This is a genomic window from Paenibacillus apii, from assembly GCF_011043685.1.
GTDB classification, from domain to species: Bacteria; Bacillota; Bacilli; order Paenibacillales; family Paenibacillaceae; genus Paenibacillus_AQ; species Paenibacillus_AQ sabinae.
Map to the genome: position 1 here is coordinate 96,155 of NZ_JAAKGU010000003.1, position 24,685 is coordinate 120,839.

At 55.8% G+C, this 24,685-nt stretch carries 19 protein-coding genes; 1 reads left to right on the forward strand and 18 read right to left on the reverse strand.

Features of this window, described 5'->3' with window-relative positions:
* Positions 1-29: 29 nt before the first annotated feature.
* The 4 genes from G5B47_RS08760 to G5B47_RS08775 form a co-directional block, all read right to left on the reverse strand.
* Positions 30-1,529 (reverse strand): aldehyde dehydrogenase family protein, encoded by a 1,500-nt coding sequence (locus G5B47_RS08760; RefSeq protein WP_165096953.1) that lies wholly within the window; start codon positions 1,527-1,529, stop codon positions 30-32.
* 53 nt (positions 1,530-1,582) lie between these two features.
* Positions 1,583-2,293, reverse strand: a complete 711-nt coding sequence (locus tag G5B47_RS08765; RefSeq protein WP_165096956.1) for a TenA family transcriptional regulator — start codon at positions 2,291-2,293, stop codon at positions 1,583-1,585.
* Positions 2,294-2,567: 274 nt separating this feature from the next.
* Complete coding sequence (locus G5B47_RS08770; RefSeq protein WP_165096959.1) at positions 2,568-4,160, reverse strand: hypothetical protein; 1,593 nt, start codon at positions 4,158-4,160, stop codon at positions 2,568-2,570.
* Entirely contained in the window at positions 4,157-4,909 is a 753-nt protein-coding gene (locus G5B47_RS08775; RefSeq protein WP_165096961.1) for a creatininase family protein, read from the reverse strand. The genes G5B47_RS08770 and G5B47_RS08775 overlap by 4 nt, the downstream gene beginning before the upstream one ends.
* Positions 4,910-5,175: 266 nt before the next feature.
* On the opposite strand from G5B47_RS08775, the gene yyaC reads away from it, so the two are divergent.
* Positions 5,176-5,793, forward strand: a complete 618-nt coding sequence (gene yyaC, locus G5B47_RS08780) for a spore protease YyaC (protein WP_165096964.1) — start codon at positions 5,176-5,178, stop codon at positions 5,791-5,793.
* A 91-nt stretch (positions 5,794-5,884) separates the two neighbouring features.
* Here yyaC and G5B47_RS08785 read toward each other — a convergent pair whose 3' ends face one another.
* From G5B47_RS08785 to G5B47_RS08850, 14 genes are all read right to left on the reverse strand, one after another.
* Positions 5,885-7,456, reverse strand: coding sequence for a hypothetical protein (locus G5B47_RS08785; RefSeq protein ID WP_165096967.1), 1,572 nt, complete (start codon positions 7,454-7,456; stop codon positions 5,885-5,887).
* Between the two features lie 422 nt (positions 7,457-7,878).
* Positions 7,879-8,835, reverse strand: a complete 957-nt coding sequence (locus G5B47_RS08790) for a 3'-5' exoribonuclease YhaM family protein (RefSeq protein ID WP_025333863.1) — start codon at positions 8,833-8,835, stop codon at positions 7,879-7,881.
* Positions 8,836-8,995: 160 nt separating this feature from the next.
* Positions 8,996-11,275: an FMN-binding protein gene (locus G5B47_RS08795; protein ID WP_165096970.1), complete on the reverse strand. Its 2,280-nt coding sequence runs from the start codon at positions 11,273-11,275 to the stop codon at positions 8,996-8,998.
* A gap of 488 nt (positions 11,276-11,763) precedes the next feature.
* Positions 11,764-12,216, reverse strand: coding sequence for an IDEAL domain-containing protein (locus G5B47_RS08800; RefSeq protein ID WP_025333861.1), 453 nt, complete (start codon positions 12,214-12,216; stop codon positions 11,764-11,766).
* Positions 12,217-12,814: 598 nt separating this feature from the next.
* Positions 12,815-14,644: an adenine deaminase gene (locus tag G5B47_RS08805; RefSeq protein WP_165096973.1), complete on the reverse strand. Its 1,830-nt coding sequence runs from the start codon at positions 14,642-14,644 to the stop codon at positions 12,815-12,817.
* Between the two features lie 138 nt (positions 14,645-14,782).
* Complete coding sequence (locus G5B47_RS08810) at positions 14,783-16,009, reverse strand: pyridoxal-phosphate-dependent aminotransferase family protein (protein WP_025333859.1); 1,227 nt, start codon at positions 16,007-16,009, stop codon at positions 14,783-14,785.
* Positions 16,006-17,295 carry a M20 family metallo-hydrolase gene (locus G5B47_RS08815; protein ID WP_165096976.1) on the reverse strand — a complete coding sequence of 430 codons (1,290 nt, stop codon included), beginning with the start codon at positions 17,293-17,295 and terminating at the stop codon, positions 16,006-16,008. Before G5B47_RS08815 ends, G5B47_RS08810 begins: the two co-directional genes overlap by 4 nt.
* Positions 17,292-18,686, reverse strand: coding sequence for an allantoinase (locus G5B47_RS08820; RefSeq protein ID WP_165096980.1), 1,395 nt, complete (start codon positions 18,684-18,686; stop codon positions 17,292-17,294). Before G5B47_RS08820 ends, G5B47_RS08815 begins: the two co-directional genes overlap by 4 nt.
* A gap of 61 nt (positions 18,687-18,747) precedes the next feature.
* On the reverse strand, positions 18,748-19,098 hold the full coding sequence (uraH, locus tag G5B47_RS08825; RefSeq protein ID WP_165096982.1) for a hydroxyisourate hydrolase: 351 nt from the start codon (positions 19,096-19,098) through the stop codon (positions 18,748-18,750).
* Between the two features lie 200 nt (positions 19,099-19,298).
* A complete protein-coding gene (uraD, locus tag G5B47_RS08830) occupies positions 19,299-19,814 on the reverse strand; it encodes a 2-oxo-4-hydroxy-4-carboxy-5-ureidoimidazoline decarboxylase (protein WP_165096985.1) in 516 nt (171 codons plus the stop codon).
* 3 nt (positions 19,815-19,817) lie between these two features.
* A complete protein-coding gene (locus G5B47_RS08835) occupies positions 19,818-20,339 on the reverse strand; it encodes a (2Fe-2S)-binding protein (protein ID WP_165097523.1) in 522 nt (173 codons plus the stop codon).
* Positions 20,340-20,442: 103 nt separating this feature from the next.
* On the reverse strand, positions 20,443-22,716 hold the full coding sequence (gene pucD, locus G5B47_RS08840; RefSeq protein WP_165096988.1) for a xanthine dehydrogenase subunit D: 2,274 nt from the start codon (positions 22,714-22,716) through the stop codon (positions 20,443-20,445).
* Positions 22,717-22,785: 69 nt separating this feature from the next.
* Positions 22,786-23,688 (reverse strand): FAD binding domain-containing protein, encoded by a 903-nt coding sequence (locus tag G5B47_RS08845; RefSeq protein WP_165096991.1) that lies wholly within the window; start codon positions 23,686-23,688, stop codon positions 22,786-22,788.
* 54 nt (positions 23,689-23,742) lie between these two features.
* Entirely contained in the window at positions 23,743-24,672 is a 930-nt protein-coding gene (locus tag G5B47_RS08850; RefSeq protein WP_165096993.1) for an ABC transporter permease, read from the reverse strand.
* Positions 24,673-24,685: the final 13 nt, after the last annotated feature.

A 24,685-nucleotide genomic window follows, 5' to 3' on the forward strand; every position in this document is an offset into this window, starting at 1 on the left:
AATCCGGAATTACTGTTCCTTCGCTAATCCTACAGCGAACAGCAGAATTTGATAGGACGCGCCTGCTGGTATACCGTCTTCTCCCGAAGGTAGAAATCAAGCGCCGCCCTTCCCGCTTCGCGGTAAGTGCCGGTTCCCGACATTTTCAGTCCGCCAAACGGCGCATTGACCGCATTGCCGGTTGTTGGCGCATTGACCTTCACCAGTCCGGAATCCATATGGTCGATAAAATATTGGATGCGCTCCGGACTTGCCGTACAGATCGATGCTGACAATCCGTATTGTACCCCGTTCGCCACCTTCAGCGCCTTGTTAAAGCACTTGACCTTGATGACGGAAATGACCGGTCCGAAAATTTCCTCCTGCGCGATCCGCATCTTGGGATTGACGCCGGTGAAGACTGCGGGGCGGACATAATAGCCCCTGTCATAATCCCCTCCGGTCAGGCGTTCTCCGCCTGCCGCCAGATCCGCTCCTTCGTCCTGGCCTATCCGGATATAGGACAGCACATTGTCAAGCTGGCTGCGGTTGGCGAGGGGCCCGATTTCAGAAGCGCTGTCGAAGCCGCTTCCTACCGTCAAAGTGCGCGTCCGTTCTATCAGTTTCTCGACAAAAGCGTCGTGCACAGCTTCCATGACGATTACCCTGCTTGTCCCGGTACAGGCCTGACCGGTCAGCTCGAAGCCGCCTTTCACGGCCAACTCAACCGCAAAGTCGATGTCCGCGTCGTCAAGGACGATCAACGGATTTTTGCCCCCAAGCTCAAACTGGGTCCGGGTCGAAAGAGAGACCGTCCGCTGAATCTGCTCTCCCGCGGCGGTCGAGCCGGTGAACGTTACCGCCTTGACGGCCTGATGGGAGGTCAGCGGCTTGCCTGCCTGTGAGGCGGAGCCGGTTACGAGGTTGAAGACGCCGGGCGGAAACCCTGCCTCGTGAATCGCCTCCGCCAGCCGGTAGGCGACAAGCGGCGTATCGGATGCCGGTTTGAAGACGACTGTGTTGCCCGTCACCAGTGCCGGAGCGATTTTGCGGACCGGGATGGACAGCGGGAAATTCCAAGGCGTAATCACGGCGACAACGCCGAGCGGCTCCTTCTTCGTATAGACAAATGTCGCAGGATCGTCCGAGGGAAGTGTCGCGCCGGCAACGTTCATACCCTCCGAGGCGTAATACCGCAACGTCTGTACGGATCGCTTCACCTCCGCCATGCTGTTTAAGAGCGTCTTGCCCTCTTCGCGTGTCAGTTCCGCCGCCAGCGTCTCCAGCCGGGCTTCCAGCAGGTCCGCGGCTTTGAACATCAGCGCCGCCTTCCGGGAAGGCGGAACGTCCTTCCAGGTGCGGAAGGCGCGCTCTGCCGCGGCGACTGCACGCTCTACATCTTCAGGAACAGAGGCTTGAAAGCGTCCGACGACATCTTCCGTATCCGCCGGGTTAACACTGTCGAAGGTTTCACCGCCCAGCGATTCGGTCCATTCACCATTTACCAGATTTCTGTATGTTTCCACTGCCAGCCTCGCTTTGACTGTCATGTCAGGCGCTCCTTTCTGTACCAATATCGGTTACAAGCGGTCATCCTGCCAAGTTACTTGCCGCAGAACTCACGGGAAATGCCGGCCAGATACATTCTGCGCATTTTTGTCGCTTCCTCAACGATTTCAATGCACCGCTGCTGCTCTTCCGCTGTTCTGGCGTATTCAAGCACAATCTGATATCCCCGTTCGCCATGAATTTCGTCGGATACGATGTGCAGATCGAAGAATTCAACCTCTTCATCCGTGAAACCATACTTCTCGCGAAGCGTCGGCGTTTGGCGGCGGTAAATGGCGGGCACCTGAGATTCCAGGCCAACGACGAGCGCTGCCGTTGCGTACAGGAAATTCTCGCGGAACGCCATCCGGTAGCACCAGGATTGAAGTCCGATCGTCTCGGGCAGAAGGTTCTCCATCGCTTCGACCTTCTCCCGGCTAGTCCCGCAGGCTTCGCCGAAGCGGATCAGCAGATCGGTGTGCCGGTCTCCGCCAAGCTCTTCCTCCCACATGTTCTGAAGCAGAAAATCCTTGGCGTCCTCATGCGGACAGTTCGCATAAATATAAGCCAGATAATCGGCGAAAGGACCGACATAGGCATAATGCTGTTCCACCCATCTGGCAAAGATATCCTTGGTGAGTTCGCCGTTCGCCCACATGGTCGTAAAGGGAGCCTTGGCAACCGCGTTGCCTTCAATTGCCTGCTCCAGCGCATGCCGGAATTCCTCTTTGTTCAGAAAGCGGGGTTTGCTGATCGTTTGAGCCATTGAAATCTCTCCTCTCCATTTTTAAAGGGGGTTCACTCGAAACGGTTACGCAGCCTGATGGTTTAGTCTCAGGGCTGGCTGTCGGCAAAATGCTTCTGTCATCTTGCCGGCAGACCGGACGGGTTGTCCGGAAAATCCATGTCGGATTTCTTAACTTCTATTTGGTATATTGTATACCAAATTGGGTTATGCCGTTATTATTGCTTACATCCTTTAGTGTTGTCAATCTAAAAATTGAAATTTTTAAGTATTTTTATGCAGCTGTCTTTATTGGTTACATCGAACTAACATACAGAAACACCATAGCCGTCAGCAGAAAGACGGCGGTAAACGGCGCATTCCAGTTTGAGATCCGCTGCGGTGTCTCCCCGGACAGTGAAGACATCAATCCGGCCGTAGCGTTATAGGGTCCCAGCATATAGGAGCAGGAAGCGCCAACAAGCATAGCCATCGCCGTCAGCTCCACCGGTACATGCAAAAGTGCCGGATTCAACGCGCCGGCAGTCAGCGCGGTTCCCACGACCGGATGCACACCCGCCATAGACAGAGCCAAGGGGATCATGGGAATCAGAGCCAGAAACAGATGCTCGCCAACCAAACCGCCAAGCAGGGAAATTCCGGCGTTAACCGTCAGACCGGCTCCTGTACTCTCAATCGCGGAAATCATGAATCCGGCGCATATCAGCACAAGAAACTGATCCTTCATGCGCAGCAGCTGCATAGGAAGAAGCTCCCGGATGTTGACGACAAACGTTCGTCCTTCCGAAATGAAAACCGCCCACATGAGTGCAAATGGGATCGTGAACAGCGTTACCAAGAGCAAAAATCCGAGCCCGGTGACGGCCTGAAGAAGCGGCAGCGAGAGCCCGAAGACAGCCATTGCCAGCAGTATCTGAAATGGATTTCTCCCCCGCTGCGGGCTTGAGAGATCCGGTGATGACGGATTCTCAGGGGCCTCAGCTGCAGCAACGATACTTGCAGCGGCGTCTGGGTCCTCAGCATCCGAACTCCAAGGCTGTTTAGGCCGGCTGTGAGCCGTCCGGAGCTCCCCATCGGACACAGCCGGCCCGTCTCCCGCGCCGATGCCGCGCAGCCAGACATCGTTCTTCAGCCCGGATGCCCTTTGAATATCCGCGGAACGGAAGCCGGAAGCCGGCACCGCCAGAACCGGTGCAGCCATTCGTCGTCTGTGACGACCAGCGATTGCGAGGCCCATCCCGCAATCCAGAACAAGGCCAAGCAGACTGAACGGTATGACGAGCGGAAGCATCCGGCCCCAGCTCACTCCGGTCATCTCTACAACAACACCCACAATCGGAGCCACCGGCGTCCATAGGAAAGGCATACTGTAGCCATGCGTGATGGCGCGGCTCATAAATCTCTCCTTATGTTCAACGGGGTATAAATCGACCGACGGCCGGATTACCCGGTACACCATGGGCAGCGTGGCCAGACTCATAAACGCGCTCAGTACAAAGGACAGAAGCGATGTCACGATATAGAGTGGCCCTGTATGCCTAATATTGCTGCGAATGACAGTCTGAATGCGGCGCGCATAGCCGCCAAGCTCAATCGGAAGCGAGACGATCGGAACGATCGTGAGCAGCGTGATGACATTCAGCATGCGGCCAAAGCCGTTTATCGCTTCCTGCCAGGCCGTTCCGTGCCGGGCATACATGACTACTCCGGCAGTTGTAAACAGCAGGCCGAGCAGACGCGGTATGCCCTTGACGATGCCGGGCAGCAGCGCCGCGGCACCCAGACTGCATACGGAGAGCACAATCCCTGCCGCCCGGCCCGGCGCGAGCTCATTCCAGATATAGCCCGCCATCGCCCCAGCCATCAGCAGCCGGACCGCCTTCATCATGGCTCTATGAGCTCGCGGGCGGCGGCGGCCAGACGCGAAACCGCCGTCTCCACAATCTCCTCCCCGATTTCGGGACTGCCTGCCGGGGCATTTCCGATACAGCCATTTCGGGTCATTTCTTCATAATAATAAAAACCTTGTATGGGATTTCCCGGCCGAAGCTTCCGCCAATCTCCCTCACGGATATCACCGGATGCAAGCTTATCTTGTCGCACGAGCCAGGGGGCCAAGTACAAGGCCTCGGACACTTCCCGCTCGCAGCTGTGGCCGTACAGCCTGGAATCGATCAGCCGGTCCATCACATCCTTGGCCGAAGCGGTCGTCTTGGCATACATGAACCGTACATCCAGCTCCGTGGACAGTATTCCGGCAGCGACCCCAAGTGTGGACTGGTTGCCGCCATGAGAGTTCAGTACGAGAAAATTCCGGATGCCATAGTTCCGGAGCGATGACACCATATCCCGGAGAATGGCGATTAGTGTTGCAGGCTCCAGACTGATCGTTCCCGGAAAATGCAAATGATGCGGAGACACCCCCATATTGATGACGGGAGTCATCAGAGCGAGCGGGTGCAGCGCCTCGGTCAGCCGCTTCCCCATCTCTTCGGCCAACACGGCATCACAGCTCTCTGCCATATGCGGGCCATGCTGTTCATGGGCTCCTAACGGAATAATGGCTATTTTTACCGTTTTTAGCGCCTCCTCCACTTCAGGCCACGTCATCTGGGTTAATAAATAGGTAACCGGCATGAACGGCACTCCTTTCCATGTTCAAATTTCTATGGTATATTGTATACCAAATGGCGAAAAAAGAAGGAGCAGTTTCTTTTAGCCTTCCGAGCTCCGGACACTTGAGTCTCAAGACCGGTTAGGCAACCGGTTAACCTGACTTTCGGGTCTGGCTATTTGCCGAATTTATCCATACAATGAAAGCATGCATTCCGGTCTTTTTTTGCCGATACGATTATATAATAGAAGCTTTCTAAAACCTGTTAACAAGAAAGTAGCTGATCATCATGGTAACAAACAGTCATTATCTTGAAAAAAGAACGACAGCTTACTTGTCCAAAGCGCTGCTCAGGCACTTCTTGAAGGGCCCGGAATACGATGAGCTTGTCGTGGTCGGGATCGGAACCTGCCGCTATTCCGGAGATACGCTGGGGCCGCTGGTCGGAAGCCGGCTGGAGAAACGGTTCGGCAGCACTCCCGGCATTGCCATTTACGGCACTTTGGAGAAGCCCGTACACTCTCTCAATCTCGCCAAGCTGGTGTCACGGATCAACAAGGAACATAAGCGCCCTTATATCATTGCCGTAGATTCCTGCCTGGGCCGGTATTACAAGGTAGGCACCATACAACTGGTGGAAGGAGCCCTGCAGCCCGGAGCAAGCCTGGACAAGCAGTTGCCCGAAATCGGAAATATTCATTTAAAGGGAATCGTTAATAACTTTGATCCCGATCTGAACCACAAGGTGCTGGAGCATACCAGCCTTACCTTCGTCGCCGACATGGCCGTGACCATTGCGGATGTAATCAGCAAGTCCGCTGAACAGCTGCTGCCTCGAATCGCTGCGCAGGCCGGCCGCCAGGCTGCGGATGCGAAAGCGAACAACCGCTTATCCTCCTGGATGTGATCCGGCCTCCGGGATCGTCCGGCTTCTTCTTCGGACGATCCCTGCCAGGATACTGGATGATCTATTCCACGATCGAAATCCTCTTTCCAAGCTACCAGAGCAGAACACCGGCCACTGTAGCGACAATTAATCCGACAACAACCGGAAGAAAGTTTTTGCGCGCCAGCTCAATGGCCGATACGCCCGCAAATCCCGCAACGGCAACCAGTGACGACCAGGCGATTAGCGTGCCACCGCCCGCCCAGATGGCTCCCATCTGACCGATCGCCGCGAGCGTGGAAGGATCGGCATTCACATGCTCGGCAAGTGCTCCGGAGAGCGAGCCCGTAAGAGGCAGTCCCGAGAAGCCCGATCCGTCGAGACCCGTAAGGATGCCGATGAGCAGGATGCTGAACGCGGTCAGGATGGTGCTGGAAGGAATATACTGCTGCATAGCAGATACCATATCGAACAGGAAAGCCGGAGGAGTCGCGCCTTCCCCAAGCGACAGAATGCCTCCCGAGAAATCCGCGCTGCCGAGCATGAAGAATCCGGCAATAGGAATAACCGGCCCCATCGCTTTAAAAGCGAATACGAAGCCTTCAACCAAGTGGTCACCGATGCTGTCCAGCGCCTTAACTTTGTGGAATGCCGTACTGCAGATAATGAGCAGCATCACGGCTACGCCGCCGATAAATGCCGCGCCGTCGCCGCCAATCAGCGCTCCGCCGCTGCCTGAGAACTTGCTCACAACCATGACTGCCATGACGCCGAACATGGCAAGCGGGACAAGGACGGCGAACAGCTTGGACCATTTCATCATGGAAGGATCCAGCGTGTCGACTGCCGCCGCTGCTTCCGCATAGGCGGCCGACAGCTCCGAATCTTCCAATCTGACGGAACCTGAAGCGGAAGCATTCACGGAGAGAACCTTGGCTGCAGGCTCGTCCGATGTAATAGCGGCGGCTGGAACGCCCTGTGCCGGATACTGCGTTCTGCCGGCTTCTCCAAAGACCAGCGATGAATCTGCTGTTTCGAAAGATTTCTTCCTGATGGATTTTCGAATCATCAAATAGGACCCGCCAATGGCAATTACACCGGTAATGAGTGACAGCACTAACGCCTTGTCGGCGACCGAGGAGACGGCTACTCCCGCCGCTGTGGCGCTCATTTTGGGAGCAGTCTGCATCACATAATCGGAGGATAAGGCCATGCCTTGGCCGGCAAGCGCCACGGCCATTGCCGCGCCCATTGGGGGGAGTCCGGCGCGAATCGCCGCCGGGAACAGCAGAGCACCGATAAGAGGAACAGCCGGTGTCGGCCAGAAGAACAGGGAAATGATGAAGGTGATGGCGGCGAGGAGAAAATAAGCCATGTGACCGTTAACCATCCATTTCTGAATTGGCTGAAGCATGCGGCGGTCAGCGCCGATGTCCCGCATCGATCCAAGCAGCGCTACCATGAACGTGATGATCAGAAAGATGACGAACAGTTCTCTGGCCGCCGTCAAATTCGCGTTGAACACCGTCTTGAAACCGCTGATCGAGCTGCCCGTGTAAATCCAGCCGATGAGGAAGGTACCGATCAGAGTCGGAATGACAACTCCCCGTTTAAACAGCATGACCAGAATGACACTCAAAGTCACTAAACCATACACTACATGCGACATTGTGATCATCAGCATCCCTCTTCTTCTGTGGATTTAACTTACTTTCGAAAGGATTGTAACACAACTTTCATAGTTGATGAATAGTTTTTCGGTATTTTGTATACCAAAATCATTGATTTTTTTATTTTCTTATCAATTCACGTCTCTTTTGCACGAGATTCCAACAAATTTGCGTCAAGTAAGTGTTACTTTATATTCCATGTTTAGTGATGCTTATGGATTGCTATGCTTTTTTCTTGCTTCCGAGTGTCTCCACAACTAAAACCGGACTCTGATCCAAGAGCCGATTCATGATCGGCTCCCGGCTTCCAAGTCCGGCTGCTAAGAATTCCACTGGATAACTTTTATCTGCGTGACTGGTCCAGCCGGAGATTTTCCCTGCTTCCGGGGACTAATTCCTGTCTGGCGTTTGCCCCGGCCTATTTTGCCGTCCCGGGCTACAGCTTCATCCGGTATACGGCCTTATTCTCCAGCCCGCGGATCATCGGCGTCCACTCTTCGGTCTCCGGCGTTGTATCCAGCGCATCCTCTACCATCTGAAGCTTGGCGTCCATCGCGTCGATATGGTGCAGCGCCACCGCCTCGGCTGTCTGCGGCTGTACCGGGCTTCCCCATTCTCCGAGATTGTGATGTGACAGTACCAGATGCTGAAGCGCCAGAACCTTCGCGGACTGCAGATCGATATTGGAGCGGATCGCCGCCTCCGTAATCCAGTTCGAGGCCATCGCGATATGGCCCAGCAGCTTGCCCTGGACACTGTAATCCGAGACGATGCCGAGCTCGGCGATCATTTCCTCCGGCTTGGCGATATCATGCAAAATAATGCCCGCCCTGAGCAGATCGGGGTTAAGAAAGGGCCTCTGTTTACAAAGAAAATCGCCAATCTCCAGCATTCTCGTCATATGGTAGGCCAGCCCGGCAAAATAAGCATGATGGTGGGTCTTGGCCGCCGGATAATGCATCAGCTTCTCCTCCACCTTGCCCACACAATACGCAACAATCGTCCGAATTTCCGAATCACTTATGGCATTCATCGCCTGCTTGATCGCATGAATCAAATCGACCGGCCGGATGGGCGCGGAGCGGATAAATTCGGTCAGCGACACCCCATCCTCCTCCGTCGCGAGTCTCATTTTAATGATCTTGACCTGCAGCTTCTCCCGGTATAAATGGGCAATGCCCTGAATTTTAACCAGTCCCATTGGAAAAAAAGTCTCTTTATCCGCAGTCGATACATCCCAGTACTTCGCGGACAGCTGACCGCTGGAATCACATAGCACAATATCAAAATAATCTTTGGGAGGATTGCCGTTCGTCTGCTTGACCGTCAATTCCCGCAACAGATAAAAGCCGATGAATTCGTCCTGTGGCGCCAGTTGGTTAATTTGTTTCATGGTGAGCCTCCTACCTAAGTTAAACCTTCTTCGATCCCCATTAACTTTGACATCGGAGGCTGCAATCCCTTCAAACGGCGGCAATAAAGACAAAAGGAGCCGTTCCCGGTCCATTGGTATGGTCCCGGGAACAGCTCCTTCAACTTAGGGCTTGCGCCCGTTATTTGCCTGCACTCTCGAGCGCGGCCTTGATCGCTTCCACCGCTTTGGCGGATATTGCCTTCTGGGCATCGTTCACGCCGAATGCCGCAGCTCTGTAGCCGTACTTGTGCAAGCTGTCATACGAAGGCGTTTCGATTTCGCTCTTTACGGCCTTCTCGTCATTTGTGAGTTTATCGTTCGCTTTTACACTGCCTTTTTCGTCCAGATAGTAGACAACCATCTTCACCGGAACGTTGTATTTGACAGTTACCATGACATTCACGGATTTATCAGCGCTCACCCCGATGTAGATGCCGTTGAAATAGGCCGCTTTGTAAGCTTCCGTAATTTCCGCTTTGCCGTATGCCCGGTCAACGGCGGCTTTCAGAGCATTGCTGCTGCTTGTCGCGCCGGAGACGGCATCAACCTCTTGAACGCCTTCTCTTGTGCCTGCCGCCAAAAACTCAGAGGTAAGCTGAGGAATGGCCTTAACCACTTCTTTATATGCGGCTTCGCCGCGGTCAACCATGTTCATGCCCAGGCGGTACAGAGCCAGGTCAACGATTTTGCCGTTGCGCAGCGTAACTTTAGCCTGGTTGGTTCCTTTGTCGTAAGCGTCGCCGTAAGCGATAAAGGTGCCGTCTTTATAGACTCCCTGCGTCTTGGACGCGTTCGCCAAGGCATCGGCCAAAGCCGCTTTGGCCGCGGCGGAAAGGGCTTCCTGTCCGGCAATATCGGCGAATTGTACGCCTTTATCCAGCAGGCCGCTAGTCAATTGGGCAACAAGAGCTTTCTGCTCATCGGCCAGCTTGTCGGCGGCGATCAGCTTTTTGTCAGCACCGAACAAGCTTACGGTAACACCTGTAACCTTATCCGAAGCGATATCAACCAGCAGCAGCACTTTCGACTGATTGTCTACACCGGCAAATTTGCCGTCAAAATATTGACCCTTCGCCGGAACTTTCAGCGCTTTCTCGAACGCTCTTTCCACAGACTGGTTCCAGCCGTGGCTGCTTTCGGTTGCGCCGGAAATGCCGTCAACCTTCTCGTCGTAGTTCGCAATGTATGAACCGTTAGCCAGCAGCTTCGCGGTCATCGGAGCATTGGCTTCCACGACTTTGGCATAAGCCGTCTTTCCTCTGTCCAGCAGGTTGCTTCCCAGACGGTACAGCTTCACATCGACCAGTTTGCCGTTGCGGATGATAATGTCGGCTCTTTCCACGCCTACGCTTCTTGCCGTGCCGTAAGAGGAATAGAAACCGTCAATGTACTTGCTTGTATTATTGATGAGTGCGTTCTGCTCGGCGTCCCAGAAAGCATTGACTGCCGCTTTAAAATCCGCTTCCAGTCCGGCGGCAGGCTGTGCAGCCGTTCCCTTCGCCAGCAGAGCCGGAGTAATGGCTGCAACCGCTGCCGCCTGTTCCGGCGTAAACGCTTTTTCTTCAATGATGTCGCCCACGCTGTTCAGCGGGTAGACTTTGACTCCCGTCAGTTTGGCAGAGTCATAAGTGGAGAATACGGCGTATTTGCCTTCCGGATCGACACCCATGTGTTCGCCGGCAAAGTATACAACACCCTTCGGCTTCACTTGCAGCGCTCTTACAAACGCTCTGTCCACCGACAGCTTCCAGCCGTTGCTCGAACGCGTGGCGCCGGATACCGCATCGACCTTGGCAGCGCCTTCTTTTGTCTTGCCCAGAAGTCTTTCTTTCATCAGCTCATAGGCAACCCACACACCGCTGTAGTTGTTGCGGGCGTCTCTGTCAATCAGCTTGGGGCTCGTTCTGAGCAGCTCGATATCGGCGATCTTGCCGTTCTTGATTGTAACCTTGGCGCCTTCGGTGCCTTTGGAATAAGCGTTTCCATAAACAACGTACACGCCGTCTTGATATACATTTGCACTGACGGTTGCCGGTTTGGCGCTTTCTTTCGGTTTGGCCGTCACTTTAGGAGCGGGCTTGGCCGTTGCGGCCGGTTTGGCTGCTGCGGCAGGCTTCGCGACTGGTTTCGCGCTCGGCTTCACAGTTACCTTCGGTTTGGCCGTTGCTTTCGGCTTAGCCGTCGCTTTTGGTTTAGCCGTCGCTTTCGGCTTGGCTGTCGCTTTTGGTTTTGCAGTTGCTTTCGGTTTAGCGGTTGGTTTAGGCGTTGCGGCCGGTTTCGGTGTCGCTGCCGCCGGTTGTTCTTCGGAAGCGGCGGAAACTGCGTCAACCTTTAAATTTAATGCCGGCGCATTAATTGCGAAGGCGAAAGGCGATAACAGCATCATAGCGCTTACAGTTAGTGAAATAAGTTTTTTCAATCCCGATTCTCCTTTACCAAATCCCCAGTATTATACAGCTCTTTGTACATCTGATGCTGGCACCGTAGTCTTTCTTATGTAAGTTGCAGGAACTTGCATAAGAATGGCCCTTCCCCCTTTCCCGCTAGGCCTGAACCTTCTTTGTATGATCGATCGGCCATTTTCATAAAGTCCGGGAAAGGAAGTGAAAATTTTCACGTTATATAGTGAATATTTTCACAAAACCAGATGTAACTTTTCCCAGCTTCTAATGGCTTGATCATAGCAGACCGTTGAAAACGTAATCTGTATGTAAAATCACACCCTATATAATAAAAATCACGAATTCTTTTTTTATGGAATTATATCTCAATTCCTTCTATTAATATGGCAGTTTTTTGATGTGAACACAAAGGAGCCGCCTTCTTCTGAACAATCCAATCATTGTCAAAAGAGGCGGCCCGTTTTAGCCGGCGTCATCCGGCGAATGTCTATTTGTTTCATGTCACTTAGGCGCTCAGTTCTTTATACTTTTGGGAAAGCTCTTCAAACCACTGTTTGTCCTGCAGCGCCAGCGCGAAATCGATCAGCTCGGCAATTTCATTCTTATCGAGATCCGGGTTGTCATTAAAGTTAACCTCTGCGACGGCGTCGACATCAACCAGGGATCCTTCGGAGAAATCGAACGAAAACTTCAGGTCGATCTCACTTTCCAAATACTCGTTGCGGAGAAAATACAGCACTTCACACATCAAGACCGGCCGAACCTGATTTTCAAAGATACAATCCATTACTTTAGCCCAATAATGACGGTTGGTCAGATGAAGCTTGTCATCTGTCAAGAGGCTCTTCTCCCCTTGAAAGTCATCAACAAATCTCAGCTCAAGCGGCTCCATCTTAAAAATGTTGGCAATTTGCTTCTTGGCGATACTCACGATATCCTTCGTTTCCAATCTGATCATCTCGTGTTCCCCCATCCGCATAATTTTTAATTCAGGCTTAGCGCTAATCTTTGAGCATTGGATCAATCAAATCTATTTATTGTTCATTTTTAGTTATATCGTCTTCGGGATGCCTTAAATTAATATTATATTAGCATCTTTTCGGGAAAAATGTTTCAAAACTATTCGTTCTGGTTAATGATTTTGATGCCTAAACGCATAAAATTCATTTAAAATTCAAATTTTCAGAAATTTTATGTAAATTTAATACATATTTGGCGTCGAAAAATGATATTCCCATCTTTGATTTAATAGATTTGGAGAGTTGAGCATAGCCAGAGTCATAACCAGGACCAGTCCGGTCCGGTCCTGTGCCTTCCTCATTGGCTATCTAGACAATAAAAACTCCGCTGCCCAAAATGGAGCAGCGGAGTTTTGTTGTTGAAGCTGGGCTCGGGAGATGAATCCGGCCGCTCTAGCAGGCTGCCCCGCTTTCGGACGGCAGCCTGCGCACGATAGCCCCCGGTCCAAAGGGTCGGGACAAGCGATGCGGGAAGCCCGGCCGACAGGCACGGTTGACGCACTTTAGCGGCGGCGGCTCTAACCGTCCCACGGATTTTTATACCGGGGCGTTAACGCCCTCTTCGCAGAACAGCGGTACAAGCTGAATGCCATCCTCCGGCGTAATCCGCACCAGGCCCTTATCCGACAGGCGCAGCGTCGGAATGACCGCAAGCGCGAGCAGCGACAGCGTCATAAAGGCGTAATTGAGGGTACAGCCTGCATCGTACAGCGCCTTGCTGATCGCGGCCGATTGGGCGGCGGCGACCTCAAACGGCTCGGCGGACATCAGACCGGCAATGGCGAGCGGGAACAGGGTCGTGCCGGAGCCGGAAATGACCGCAACTCCGCCCTGGGCGTCGGCGACGGCATTTACTGCCTGGGCCATCAGCTCGTCATCGCTGCCGATTACAAGCACATTATGGCTGTCATGAGCCACGGTCATGGCAATGGCCGCCGGCTCGTGGAAGCCGACTCCTTCCACTACGCCGACCGACTTATTTCCCGTTCCTTTATGGCGCTCCAGAACGGCGATTTTGCACAACCCGCCTCCTACCTGAAGTTTCCCGTCCGATACGGGCAGAGACAGAATGCGTTCCATCGTCTCTACATGATTTTCCAGCACTTTGATCACCCGGGTGGCGATGGTGCCGGACTCGACAGGCGCCTTAATAACGAAATCCGCCGCCACCGGGCGCTTCGGCAGATGTACAGAAGCCAGCACTTCCTGAGGATAGGCAAAGGAAGGCAGGGAAACCGTCATCGCCCCATTCTCTGCCACTACGGTCCCGGCGGCGATCGTCATGACGACGTTGACGTCGGCGAGATTGCCGTCCAGCAGAATAATGTCGGCGATCGAGCCGGGAGTGATGGAGCCGATGTCCCGGGCAACGCCAAAGCGTTCTGCGGTATTGATCGTTGCCATCTGGAAGGCGGTCACCGGCTTCACCCCCTGAGCAATGGCATGCCGGACCACAAAGTCCATATGCCCTTCATCGCGCAGCGATTCCGAGCTGCGGTCGTCCGTGACGAGCATCATCCGGCGCGGGTCGAGGCCATGCTCGGTATGCGCCGTTATCGTCTTGGCGACGTCATGCCATGCGGAGCCTCGGCGCATCTTGGCGTACATGCCCAGCCGTACGCGCTCGATCACGTCCTCGGCGGTCACGCACTCGTGATCGCCGGTTACGCCGGCCGCCGCGTACACGGGGAGCCGCCAGTCGCTCGCGGGCCAGGTGAAATGCCCGTCGACGTATTTTCCGGCGCGCAGGGTCGCTTGAATTTCCCCGATCATCTTATCGTCGCCGTAGACGACACCCGGGAAATTCATCACCTCGCCGAGGGCAATGACATCGTCTCCCCAGGTGAACGCCTCCGCCACTTCCTTCGGCCCGATTGCCGCTCCGGTCGTTTCAAATTCGGGACCTGCCGACGGAACGCAGGAAGCCACCTGCATATATGCGGCGAGCGGGGTCGTACGCATTTCATCCAGCATCAGCCTGATGCCCTTAAGACCGAATACATTCGCGATTTCATGGGCGTCGAAGAAGCCTCCGGTCGTTCCGAGCGGAAGAACCGCGCGCGCAAATTCGGTAACGGTCAGCTGCGTGCTCTCGATGTGGCAGTGACCGTCGAGCAGACCGGGAGCGATATATTTTCCCGCCGCATCAATAATCTTGGTGTTCTCCCCGATCATATGAGATACGTCCTTGCCGACATAGGCGATACGCCCTTCCTGAATGCCGACGGACATGCCTTCCAAAATTTCGCCGGAACATACGTTAACCAGCTTTCCCCCGGTAATGACCAGGGTAGCCGGCAATTCGCCGCGCGCCGTGGCGACAAGTGCGGGAACGCATTCGGCAAGAGGTTTTCTTGTAAAGGCCATATTTTTACGCTCCCTTCATTCATTAATTTTAAGAAAAAACGGCTCTGCCTTCCCATAGGGACCGGTGGCCGTTTTTCGAATTCCATCGGGACGGGTAACCGCCCGAACGCCTTGCATCCAATATTTCCTACGATTATCTTATTCCTGTTCGTAGACGTCAAGCGCCGCCTGAACGCCATTTCCGGCCGGAGGGGTGAAGCCGTGGCGGATCAGCGCAGCCTCCAGCGCGCCCAGCACTCTGAGCACATTGTTGCCGCGGCAGCTGAAGCCCATGGTGCCTATGCGCCAGATTTTTCCTTTAAGGGGACCAAAGGAGCTGGCGATTTCGATGCCGAAACGGTCCAGCAGCATGGAGCGCACCGATTCTCCGTCAATACCGTCCGGAATGGTCACGCAGGTGACCATCGGCATTTTGCAGCCGGGGTCTCCGTACAGCTCAAGTCCCATCGCCTCCAGACCGGCGACAAGCGCCCGTTCATGCAGACGGTGTCTGGCGAAGCGCGCCTCCAACCCTTCTTCCAATACGAGCCGCAGCCCTTCGCGCAGGGCGTACAGCATGGAAGTCATTTCAGTATGGTGATTAAGCCGCAGAGGGCTCCAATAGTCCTGAAGCATTCCAAGATCGAAATAATTGCTTCTCACTACGGTGATCTCGTCCGCCCCGTCATCGCCGGTACGAAGCCCCCGCTCCACGCGCTTGCGCTTCAGCAGCTTCTCTTCGGCACGCTTGTTGTACGTAATCGGAGCCATTCCCGACGGGACGGACAGGCATTTCTGCGTTCCGCCAATCACGGCGTCGAGCTGCCAGGCATCCGTCTCGACAGGCACCCCGCCGATGGTCGCTACGGCATCGACAATGAGCAGAGCGTCCATTTCGCGGCAGGCCTGCCCGATTCCCTCGAGCGGCTGCAGTCGTCCGGTCGACGTCTCGCCGTGAACCATCGCCACCACATCGGGCTTCACTCTGCGCATCTCGGCAATGATCTCTTCCTTATCGAATACCGTTCCCCACGGCTTCTCAATCGTATGCACCTCCGCGCCGCAGCGTTCGGCGATTTCATGCAGCAGATGCCCGAAGCGCCCGTAAATCGGGATCAGCACCCGGTCTCCCGGAGCAATCAGACTGACCATCGCCGCCTCGATTCCCGAGCGGGAGGTTCCATCTACCGGATAAGCCCATTGGTTGCTTGTAGCGAACAGCTCCCGCAGCATGCCCATCGTCTCATTCATAATATTCGTAAATTCGGGATCAAACTGGCCGAGCACCGGAAAAGACATGGCGCGCAGTACGCGCGGGTCCACTTCCACCGGTCCCGGAGTCATGATGCATCGCAGCGACGGCGACAAGTCCTCAAACCGCTTCATGTCCATCTCTCCTTCGTGTTATGCGGCGTTAAACCGTTATCGTTCAAATCCTCGTATCCTAGCTTGTATAATAGCGCGATCAGCACATCCAGCCCGGCCGCCAGCTCTTCAGGCGGTGTATATTCCTCCGGGGAATGGCTGATGCCGGCGCGACTCGGCACAAAAATCATCGCCGTTCTAGTTAGGGGCGCAAAGAGCTGGGCGTCATGTCCCGCTCCGCTTACCATCGTCCGGTACGTCCTGCCCTGCCGGGTACAGATGGACTCAAGCTCTCCGCTGAGACCTCTGTCCATCGGCGCGGGAGAAGCGCTCAGCCGGGCCGTTATGTTCACGGTGACACCCCTGCGCTTCGCGATTTCTTCGAACGCGGACACAGCCGCTGCGCAGAACGCCTCCAGTTCATTCCCGTCGCTGTGGCGGATGTCCAGCGTAAACATCACTTCGCCGGGAATGACATTCGGCGTATTGGGATAGACCTCCAGCCTGCCGGTGGTGGCTACCAGCGGCTCTCCAGCCTCCGCGGCAGAGCGCTCCAGCTGCACGATCATCTCGGCCGCAGCAGCCAGTGCGTCATGGCGCAGCCCCATCGGCGTAGTCCCGGCGTGGTTGGCCGTCCCCTTGACCGACACGGCGAACCGCCGCTGTCCGGCAATCGCTGACACGACGCCGATCTGCGTCCCCGTCCGCTCAAGGACGATCCCCTGCTCGATATGAAGCTCAACATACGCGGAGATATCATCTCTTGGAGCGGGAGACTTATCACCGTCCAAGCTGCTGCCTGCCATCGCTTCACGCAGCGTCACCCCTTCGGCATCCCTGCAGTTCTCTGCTTCGCTGCCGTCGTACAGGCCGGTCACGTTGCCCGAACCCCAAAAGGTCAGCGGAAACCGGCTGCCTTCCTCCTCGGCGAACGAAACGGCCTCCAGCGTCCGAAGCGGCGGGCCGTACACCCGGCCCAGATAGCACAGCGCCGTAAGAGCTGCCGCTACCCCGTAAGCCCCGTCGTATTTCCCTCCCCTTACGACGGTATCAATATGCGATCCGGTCAGCACGACCTTGCCGTCAGGGCTAGTTCCGTCAAGCCTGCCATAGACGTTGCCGGCACTGTCGGAATAGGCCTTCAGGCCGCCTTCCGCTGCCCGGTTCAGCAGAAACTGCTGCGCCTGCTTCCATGCAGGCGTATACAGCAGCCGGGTGACTCCTTCTCCCGGCGCGCTGAACGCTGCGAGCTCCTCGAGCAGCTCGATCATTTCGGCGGCCGGAGATTGAATGAAGGACTCGTTCATAAGACCGGCTGCCCTTCGCCGGTTTGAATCCACTCTCCGCCGTCAGGGGAAATGACGCCTTGCTTAAGGGTGTACACAATCTTGCCCCTGCAGAGGGTGGAGGTTACTCTGCAGGACAGATCCATGCCGGCATACGGGCTGTGCCGGTGACGGTACAGCAAATCCGAAGCGGCAAGAGTATAAGACATATCCGGGTTCAGCACCGCCAGATCGGCGTCCATCCCGAGAGCAATGGCGCCTTTGCGGCCGGACAATCCGAAGCGCTCCGCCGGAAATCCCGAGAGCAGGCGGGAAATCAGCGTAACCGGAAGCCTGCGCATGTTCACCCCTTCGTGGAACATCAGTTCCATACTGCTCTGCGCCCCGGAAATCCCGCCCCAGGCTTCAAAGAAGGACAGCCCGGAGACAAGCTTCAGCTCGGGAGGACATGGCGAGTGGTCCGATGCGATGAGATCGACCTTTCCTTCGGCCAGCGCCTTCCACAGCTTCTCCCGCTCTTCGGCGCTCCGCAGCGGAGGTGCGCATTTCGCGACCGGTCCCATGCTCTCCATGTCGTCTTCCGTCAATATCAAATAATGCGGGCAGGTTTCCGCCGAGACATCCTGGCCCCGCAATTTAGCTTCCTGAATCATCTCGAGCGCAGCGGCAGTGCTGATATGGACAAAATGCAGCCGGCATCCCGTCCGCTCCGCGTACAGCAGCGCGCGGGCTACGGCCTCAAGCTCCGCCTGCGCCGGCCGGGAAGCCGCAAAATCACGCGCTCCCGTCCGTCCCTCGCGAACGGCTTCCGCCGCAAGGACCGCCGTCATCTCGTCGCTCTCCGCATGCAGCGCCAGAATGCCGCCGAGCGCGGCGATCTTTTTCATCCCCTGGTACAGGGTCTCATCGTCCACCTCGCGAAAGCGTCCTTCGCCCTCGCCCCCCGGATTCGAAATAAAGGCTTTGAAGCCGGTGACGCCCGCCGACCATAGCTCCTCCAGATTATCCAGATTGCCCGGAACCAGCCCGCCCCACAGCACATAATCGACTGCGGAATGGCCGGAGGCCATGTCTGCTTTCAGGCGAAGTGCGGACAGATTCACCGTCGGCGGATTGCCGTTCAGCGGCATATCCGCATAGGTGGTGCAGCCGCCGGCAGCCAGCGACGCCGATCCGGTCCGAAAGCCTTCCCAATGGCCGAACGACGGCTCGTTAAAATGAACATGCATATCGATCATGCCAGGGAGCACATACTGTCCTTCGGCATCAAGGACGGCCGTATCCGGTCCGGCTTCGATATCGGCTTCCAGTGCCGCGATTTTACCGCCGGAAATGCCAATATCGAGCTTCACAACCTCCCCGGGGAGGACCGCCAGACCATTTTTTATTATCAATTCATAAGAATCGCTCATGTTCCGTTCCCTCCCGTCGTCATCAATTTTTTCAAGTATTCTTTGGCAAATAGTCCGGTATTCAGCTTCCGCGATAGGTGCTGTATCCTCCGGGAGCGAGCAGAAGCGGAACATGATAGTGGCCGCCTTCGCCTCCAATATGGAAACGGATCGGGATTAAATCAAGAAAACTGCTGGCGCCTTGATCCTTTTTCCGAAAATAATCTCCCGCGTGGAACAGCAGCTCATATTCGCCGGGCTTCATCTCCGCATCCTCCAGCAAAGGAGCATCCAGCCTTCCATCCGCATTCGTAACCGCTTCGCGGAGCAGAAGACTCTCTCCGTTCTCCAGCCGCCTTAACTGCAAGAAGACTCCGGAGGCAGGAATCCCCTGCACCAGATCGAGCACGTGTGTGGTCAAACGTCCGCTCATGCCGCCACCTCCCTTGAACAATCGTGATTATGAACGTGCTATATATCATTGCGTGTCGTGGTAGTTTTGGTGAAAATACTCATTAGTAAGCTGGGGATACACTGTCCGATTTTTGAGTTCCCCTTAACTCTGAACGCCCCCGTCTGAAAGTTGAATGATAATTAAGAATGCATGGTTGCTGTAGGGTTATTCACTTTCGTTTATTCCATCAGCAGATCATCAAGGCGGAATCTCGTAATTTTGCCGATTTCAAACAACGCGCGGTTCCATTCCTCCTCAGCGGGAAGGTTAACACGCTCGCTGATGGATTGGATGATATCGTCTTTATTTTTGCCGCGGACGGCCAGAATGAACGGAAACTGAAACTTTTCAGTATACTTCTTGTTCAAAACGCTTAATAATTCGAATTCCTCCGGGGTTAGCCGGTCAAGCCCTGCGCCTTTCTGCTCCGCTGCCGAAAGAGGCGTTACCTGAAGTCTTGTGGCAAGATCGGGGTGAGCCCGCAGCAGCGACAGCGTCTTCTCTTGGCCCGCGCTTCGGACAGCTTCCGTCATCGCATCATGCAGTTCGCCAACCGATCCGAATGGACGGCAAGCGTAAGCCGATTCGGCAACCCACGGCGAATGCTCAAAAATACCGCCAAGCGTCTCCACAAACTCTTCGTTGTTCATTCCGTTGATTTTTGAAAGCGTAAGAGGTGAAGCGGGGATTGCCATCGTTTATCCTACTCCTTTTTCAATTGCTTTGTTTACGGCCCGTATAATGCCGCCATATCCGGTGCACCGGCACAAATTGCCTGACAGCGCCTCTTTAATCTCTTCCGGGGACGGCTTCGGATTTTCCGCAAGCAGGGCGACGACCGAAACCACCATCCCTGGCGTACAATAACCGCATTGAAAACCGCCTTCCTCCAAAAAAGCCTGCTGTACCGGATGCAATCCGCCGCTGCTCAAGCCTTCAATCGTCGTGATCTCGGCTCCCTCGCATTGGTAGGCCATCGTCAGACAGGAATTGACCGGACGGCCGTCGAGCAGCACCATACAGGCGCCGCAGCGCCCAATCTCGCAGGAACGCTTCGTACCGGTCAGCCCGAGCTCTTCGCGCAGTACTGTCAGAAGACGCCGCGAAGGCGGAACCTCGGCAGTCACCGGCTGACCGTTGATGCGGCAGGTAAGCTTGATCAGCGTCTCCCCGTCTTCGCCCGAACGGCCTGCTTCAGAGGAATTCGGGTGGTTCAACATCCCCGGTGCAGCCTCGGCGCCATTCGGCATACAGCGATCCTCTTCGTTATCCTGGGCCGGCTTCGGAAGATGTTCATTCCGGTTTCCCGGATTAGCTGCGTGTTTATCCAACATTCGCATTCACCGCCTTCTGTGGTATAAACGGAGTTTCCTGCAGAAATTCGGGCTCAATCGGCAGCCGGGTCACCCGTTTGCCTACCGCCTGGAAGATGGCGGAAGCGACTGCGGGAGCCAGATTCACCGAGCCGATTTCACCTACGCCGCGGGGGCCGTAAGTATCATGCTCCGGCAAATCCTCGATCGCCTCCACCTGAACGCCGCTCATATCGGCAATCGTCGGAATAATGTACGTATCCAGATTCTTCGTAGCATAGGAACCCTCGTTCATCAAGGCATCCTCCGTCAGCGTGAAGCCGACAGCCATGCTGCTGCCGCCCTCGATTTGCCCTAGATAGCCTTGCGGATTGGCAACCGGCCCGGCGGCAACCGCATGATACTGGTCAACGACCCGCGCACAGCCTGTCAGAAGATTAACTTCAACTTTAACCGCAATCGCCGAGTACGTATAGAGAAAATGGGCTCCAACTCGTTCAAGAGACGTTGTTGGATAATGAAACACGGTTTCGCACACAATAGGTTCACTTAGAGTACGGGCAAGATCAGTGTAGGATAGGATCAGCTTGCTTTCTTTCCACATTCCTCCGGGTCCCGCAGTCAGGCCGCTTACGCCGGAAGCCGATTCGGCCGCTTCCGCCAGCCGGGCGGTAAAATCAGGATGCAGTCTCCGCAGCGCCATCCACATCATGCTGGTCGCTCTGGACGCCGTGCTTGAACCGCTGTCGGGCACCACATCCGTATCGCCAATAATGATCCGCAGATCGCCGGCGCCAAATCCGTACTGCTCGATGAGCATCTGCTCCATCGTGGCGATTAGCCCTTGGCCGAACTCCTCGTAGCCGAATACGGCCTCGATTTTGCCGTCAAGCGCCAGACAGAGCCTGCCTCCGGCCGGATCGGGAATCCCCTTGCCGAGCCCGGCACCGTGCATGGCGATGGCCGCACCGACGCCGGTTACCGTCCAAGGGTCCCTGGCGTCCCGGCCCGGCCCGTTCTTTCTCTCCGCCATCAGTGAAGCGGCGGCCAGCGCCTCCCATACCTGCATAGCTCCGTGCGTCTGGACGATCGGCTGTCCCAGCGGACCAGGATCGCCGTATCTCCTTAGATTCCGGAGACGCATTTCCCACGGATCGATGCCCGCAGCTTCGGCCAGCCGGTCGATCTGTCCTTCAACGGCGAAGATGGCCTGATTCCCGCCAAATCCGCGGAATTCGCCGGAAACGCCGTTGTTTGTATAGATGCAGAAGCCTTCGACGTCCATATGTTCAATCAGGTAAGGACCCATCACATGCTCCGTAGCGAAATTCAGCACCTCGGTTCCAAGCGTGGCGTAGGCCCCGGTGTCCGATACGATCCTTACCTGATGAGCCAACAGCCGGCCATCCTTGTCGCAGCCGGTCTTCATGGTGATCTTCATAGGGTGGCGCTTGAGCCCCGCCCGGACGGATTCGGCGCGGGAATTATGCAGCCGAACCGGCTTGCCCGTTCGAAGCGCCAAGAGAGCGCCATAAGGCTGAACGTTCAGCTCGTCTTTGCCTCCGAACGATCCACCGATCGGACTCGATACGACGCGGATGCTCTCCTCCGGCATCTCCAGAATCCGGGACAGCTGCTTGCGGTCCATCAGGCCGTGCTGCGTGGCCGAGTATACGGTCAGGCGTCCGTTATCTTCAGGAATAAAGAGTCCGCCTTCGGTTTCCATATACGTATGCATTTGACGGGGCGTAAAATATGTCTCCTCCGTCACATGGGCGCACTCCGCAAAAGCTTCGGCCACATTGCCTTTACGGTATTCGGTATGATGCAGCACATTGCCTTCGGGATGCAGCAGGACAGCATCCTCTTTCATCGCTTCCTCAGGGTCTGTAATAACAGGCAGCAGCTCGTAATCCACTTCGATCAGTGACAGCGCATATTCCGCAATTTCGTCGCTGTCTGCGGCTACCGCGGCGATCGCATCGCCGGTATACCGGACCCGGTCTTCGCAGAATACCGGCTGATGCGGAAGGGCGATGCCGAAGCCGTTCAAGCCGGGAACATCCTCATGCGTGATTACGGCATGCACACCCGGTACGGCGGTCGCCTTCTCCGTGCGAAGAGCCAGAATCCGGGCATGAGCCTGATGGCTGCGAAGAACTCTGCCGACCAGCATGCCTTCTGCGCTCATATCAGTTAAATACTGCAGTGTGCCGGTGACTTTTTCCATTCCGTCGGGCCGTGTTCTCCAGCGGCCCCCGCTGGATTCTCTGCTTAGCAGCATTTTCCCTCTCCCCTTTCAATAGCTCCGGTAATCCTCGCCCTCTCTCCGTGTTACATGAATGTCCGCCTTTTATTTTCCAGCGTTTCCTTCCAAAGCCTTCCATAGCTCGGCAACAAGAAGATTGCCTGCTGTCTTTTTCTTGTATTCCACCGTCACAAAAGGATCACTGTAGGTTTCAAACTGCGAGAATACCGCCTCGTATACCGAAGTCAGCAGCTCCGGAACGATATCGGCACCTTCCAGCAGCGCTTCGGCTCGGCTAAGCCGCTGCGGGCGGCCGCTTCCTCCTCCAGCCGCGATCTTCACGCTGCTGAGGCGCCCTTCACTGCCAATAAAGCCCCCTATCGCCACTGTAACCAGCGATGGCGTGAACGCTTCCCTTCGGCCGACTTTGCGGAAGATCTCAATCCGCCTGTTTCCCGAAGGACCTGCCGGGGGCGCAAGCCATAGCCCCGTCAGGATTTCCTCTGGCGGAAGCGTTCCGCTCCACCGGTCGGCCAGCCAATCCTCCATCCGCCTGCGGCTCTGGAACTTGCCGTCAAAAACGGCCAGCTCCGCATCGCAGACAAGCAGCGCGGGAAGACAATCGCCGACGCCAGCTGCGATATTGCCGCCAATTGTCGCCAGATTGCGCACCGCCGGAGCGGCGATGCAGCGGACCGCCTCCTGAACGGCGGGCGCCGTTTGTCCCAGCGCGGCATTTCGCCGGCACCGGGACAAGTCGGCAAGGGCGCCGATGGATAGCCTTCCGCCATCTTCATCAATATCCGAGAGACCACTAATCCCTCGCAAATCGATCAGCGCCTTCGGCATGGCGACCGTTCCGGCTTCCCACTGCGTCCGCAGCAGAGTGCTTCCGGAGACATAGACGCCATCCGCGCCGAGCGCCCGTTTCAGCTCCCATGCCTCATTCAGGCTGCGGGGCCGATGAACAGCCGGCGTCCACAGCGGCTCGTCACGCAAAGCTTCCATAAGCTCCCCTCCCTTTTTACAGTTCTTCAGCTATCTCAAGACCGCCTCGCGGCGCTAGAACCGCTGCTCCCGAACGTAAGGAACACCCAGCGATTCCGGCGTGCCGGAAGGCTTGTTGCGATTGCGGTATCCCAAATACATCAGGACAAGAATCGTTACGATGTACGGGATCATTTTCAGGAAATACGGCGGAATGGCGCTGCCGAGCAGCTGCATGCGAAAACCGAGCGAATCCAGCGCTCCGAAGAAGTAGGCGCACAGCAGCGCTCTTACCGGATTCCACCGGGCAAAAATTACTAGCCCAACCGCGATCCAGCCTCTGCCCGCCGTCAGCCCTTCATTCCAGGTCGGAGCGACGGTCAGAACCATATCCGCTCCCGCAAGGCCAATCAGCATGGCTCCAACGATAACATACCCGTAACGGATCAGCCGGACGCGAACGCCCATGACATCCGCGGTGGCCGGACTGTCTCCGACCGCCCGCAGATGCAGCCCGAAGGAGGTGCGGTGAATGAGCAAATGCAGCACAATAACAAGCGCGAAGCTTAACCAGGTCAAAACGTCCAAATTACCAAAAATAGGGCCAATCACCGGAATCGGATTCAAAAAGTCCAGATGCACCCTCGGCAAAATGCCGGGCAGCGGGTTGCCGCTGATCGACTTGCCAAGATAGGCGCTAAAGCCGCTGCCAAACAGTGTCATCGCAAGACCCGACATCGTCTGGTTGGCGCGGAGCGTAACGCTCAGGAAGGCATGAACCAGGCCCAGCAGCGCTGTTACTCCAACGGAAGCGAGCAGCGCGAGTCCGAGATTTTCGGTGCGAATAAACACAATGCAGGTCGAGACCGCTCCCATCAGCATCAGACCCTCGGCTCCGAGCTGAATAATGCCTGCGCGTTCGTTTAATATGCCTCCAAGCGTCGCCAAGAGCAGCGGCGTGCCCGCGGTAATGGCGGCGATCAATAACTGTGTGACAAAATCCATTTCTTTCGACTCC

Excerpts from the sequence above, each read along its gene's own strand:
- G5B47_RS08805 (WP_165096973.1), bottom strand. The coding sequence starts at position 14,644 with ATGGCCTTTACAAGAAAACCTCTTGCCGAATGCGTTCCCGCACTTGTC.
- G5B47_RS08845 (WP_165096991.1), bottom strand. The coding sequence starts at position 23,688 with ATGGAAGCTTTGCGTGACGAGCCGCTGTGGACGCCGGCTGTTCATCGG.
- pucD (WP_165096988.1), bottom strand. The coding sequence starts at position 22,716 with ATGCTGCTAAGCAGAGAATCCAGCGGGGGCCGCTGGAGAACACGGCCC.
- G5B47_RS08765 (WP_165096956.1), bottom strand. The coding sequence starts at position 2,293 with ATGGCTCAAACGATCAGCAAACCCCGCTTTCTGAACAAAGAGGAATTC.
- G5B47_RS08785 (WP_165096967.1), bottom strand. The coding sequence starts at position 7,456 with ATGCTGATGATCACAATGTCGCATGTAGTGTATGGTTTAGTGACTTTG.
- G5B47_RS08800 (WP_025333861.1), bottom strand. The coding sequence starts at position 12,216 with ATGATCAGATTGGAAACGAAGGATATCGTGAGTATCGCCAAGAAGCAA.
- G5B47_RS08770 (WP_165096959.1), bottom strand. The coding sequence starts at position 4,160 with ATGATGAAGGCGGTCCGGCTGCTGATGGCTGGGGCGATGGCGGGCTAT.
- G5B47_RS08810 (WP_025333859.1), bottom strand. The coding sequence starts at position 16,009 with ATGAAGCGGTTTGAGGACTTGTCGCCGTCGCTGCGATGCATCATGACT.
- G5B47_RS08850 (WP_165096993.1), bottom strand. The coding sequence starts at position 24,672 with ATGGATTTTGTCACACAGTTATTGATCGCCGCCATTACCGCGGGCACG.
- G5B47_RS08815 (WP_165096976.1), bottom strand. The coding sequence starts at position 17,295 with ATGAACGAGTCCTTCATTCAATCTCCGGCCGCCGAAATGATCGAGCTG.
- uraD (WP_165096985.1), bottom strand. The coding sequence starts at position 19,814 with ATGGCAATCCCCGCTTCACCTCTTACGCTTTCAAAAATCAACGGAATG.
- yyaC (WP_165096964.1), top strand. The coding sequence starts at position 5,176 with ATGGTAACAAACAGTCATTATCTTGAAAAAAGAACGACAGCTTACTTG.
- uraH (WP_165096982.1), bottom strand. The coding sequence starts at position 19,098 with ATGAGCGGACGTTTGACCACACACGTGCTCGATCTGGTGCAGGGGATT.
- G5B47_RS08790 (WP_025333863.1), bottom strand. The coding sequence starts at position 8,835 with ATGAAACAAATTAACCAACTGGCGCCACAGGACGAATTCATCGGCTTT.
- G5B47_RS08775 (WP_165096961.1), bottom strand. The coding sequence starts at position 4,909 with ATGCCGGTTACCTATTTATTAACCCAGATGACGTGGCCTGAAGTGGAG.
- G5B47_RS08760 (WP_165096953.1), bottom strand. The coding sequence starts at position 1,529 with ATGACAGTCAAAGCGAGGCTGGCAGTGGAAACATACAGAAATCTGGTA.
- G5B47_RS08820 (WP_165096980.1), bottom strand. The coding sequence starts at position 18,686 with ATGAGCGATTCTTATGAATTGATAATAAAAAATGGTCTGGCGGTCCTC.
- G5B47_RS08835 (WP_165097523.1), bottom strand. The coding sequence starts at position 20,339 with ATGTTGAACCACCCGAATTCCTCTGAAGCAGGCCGTTCGGGCGAAGAC.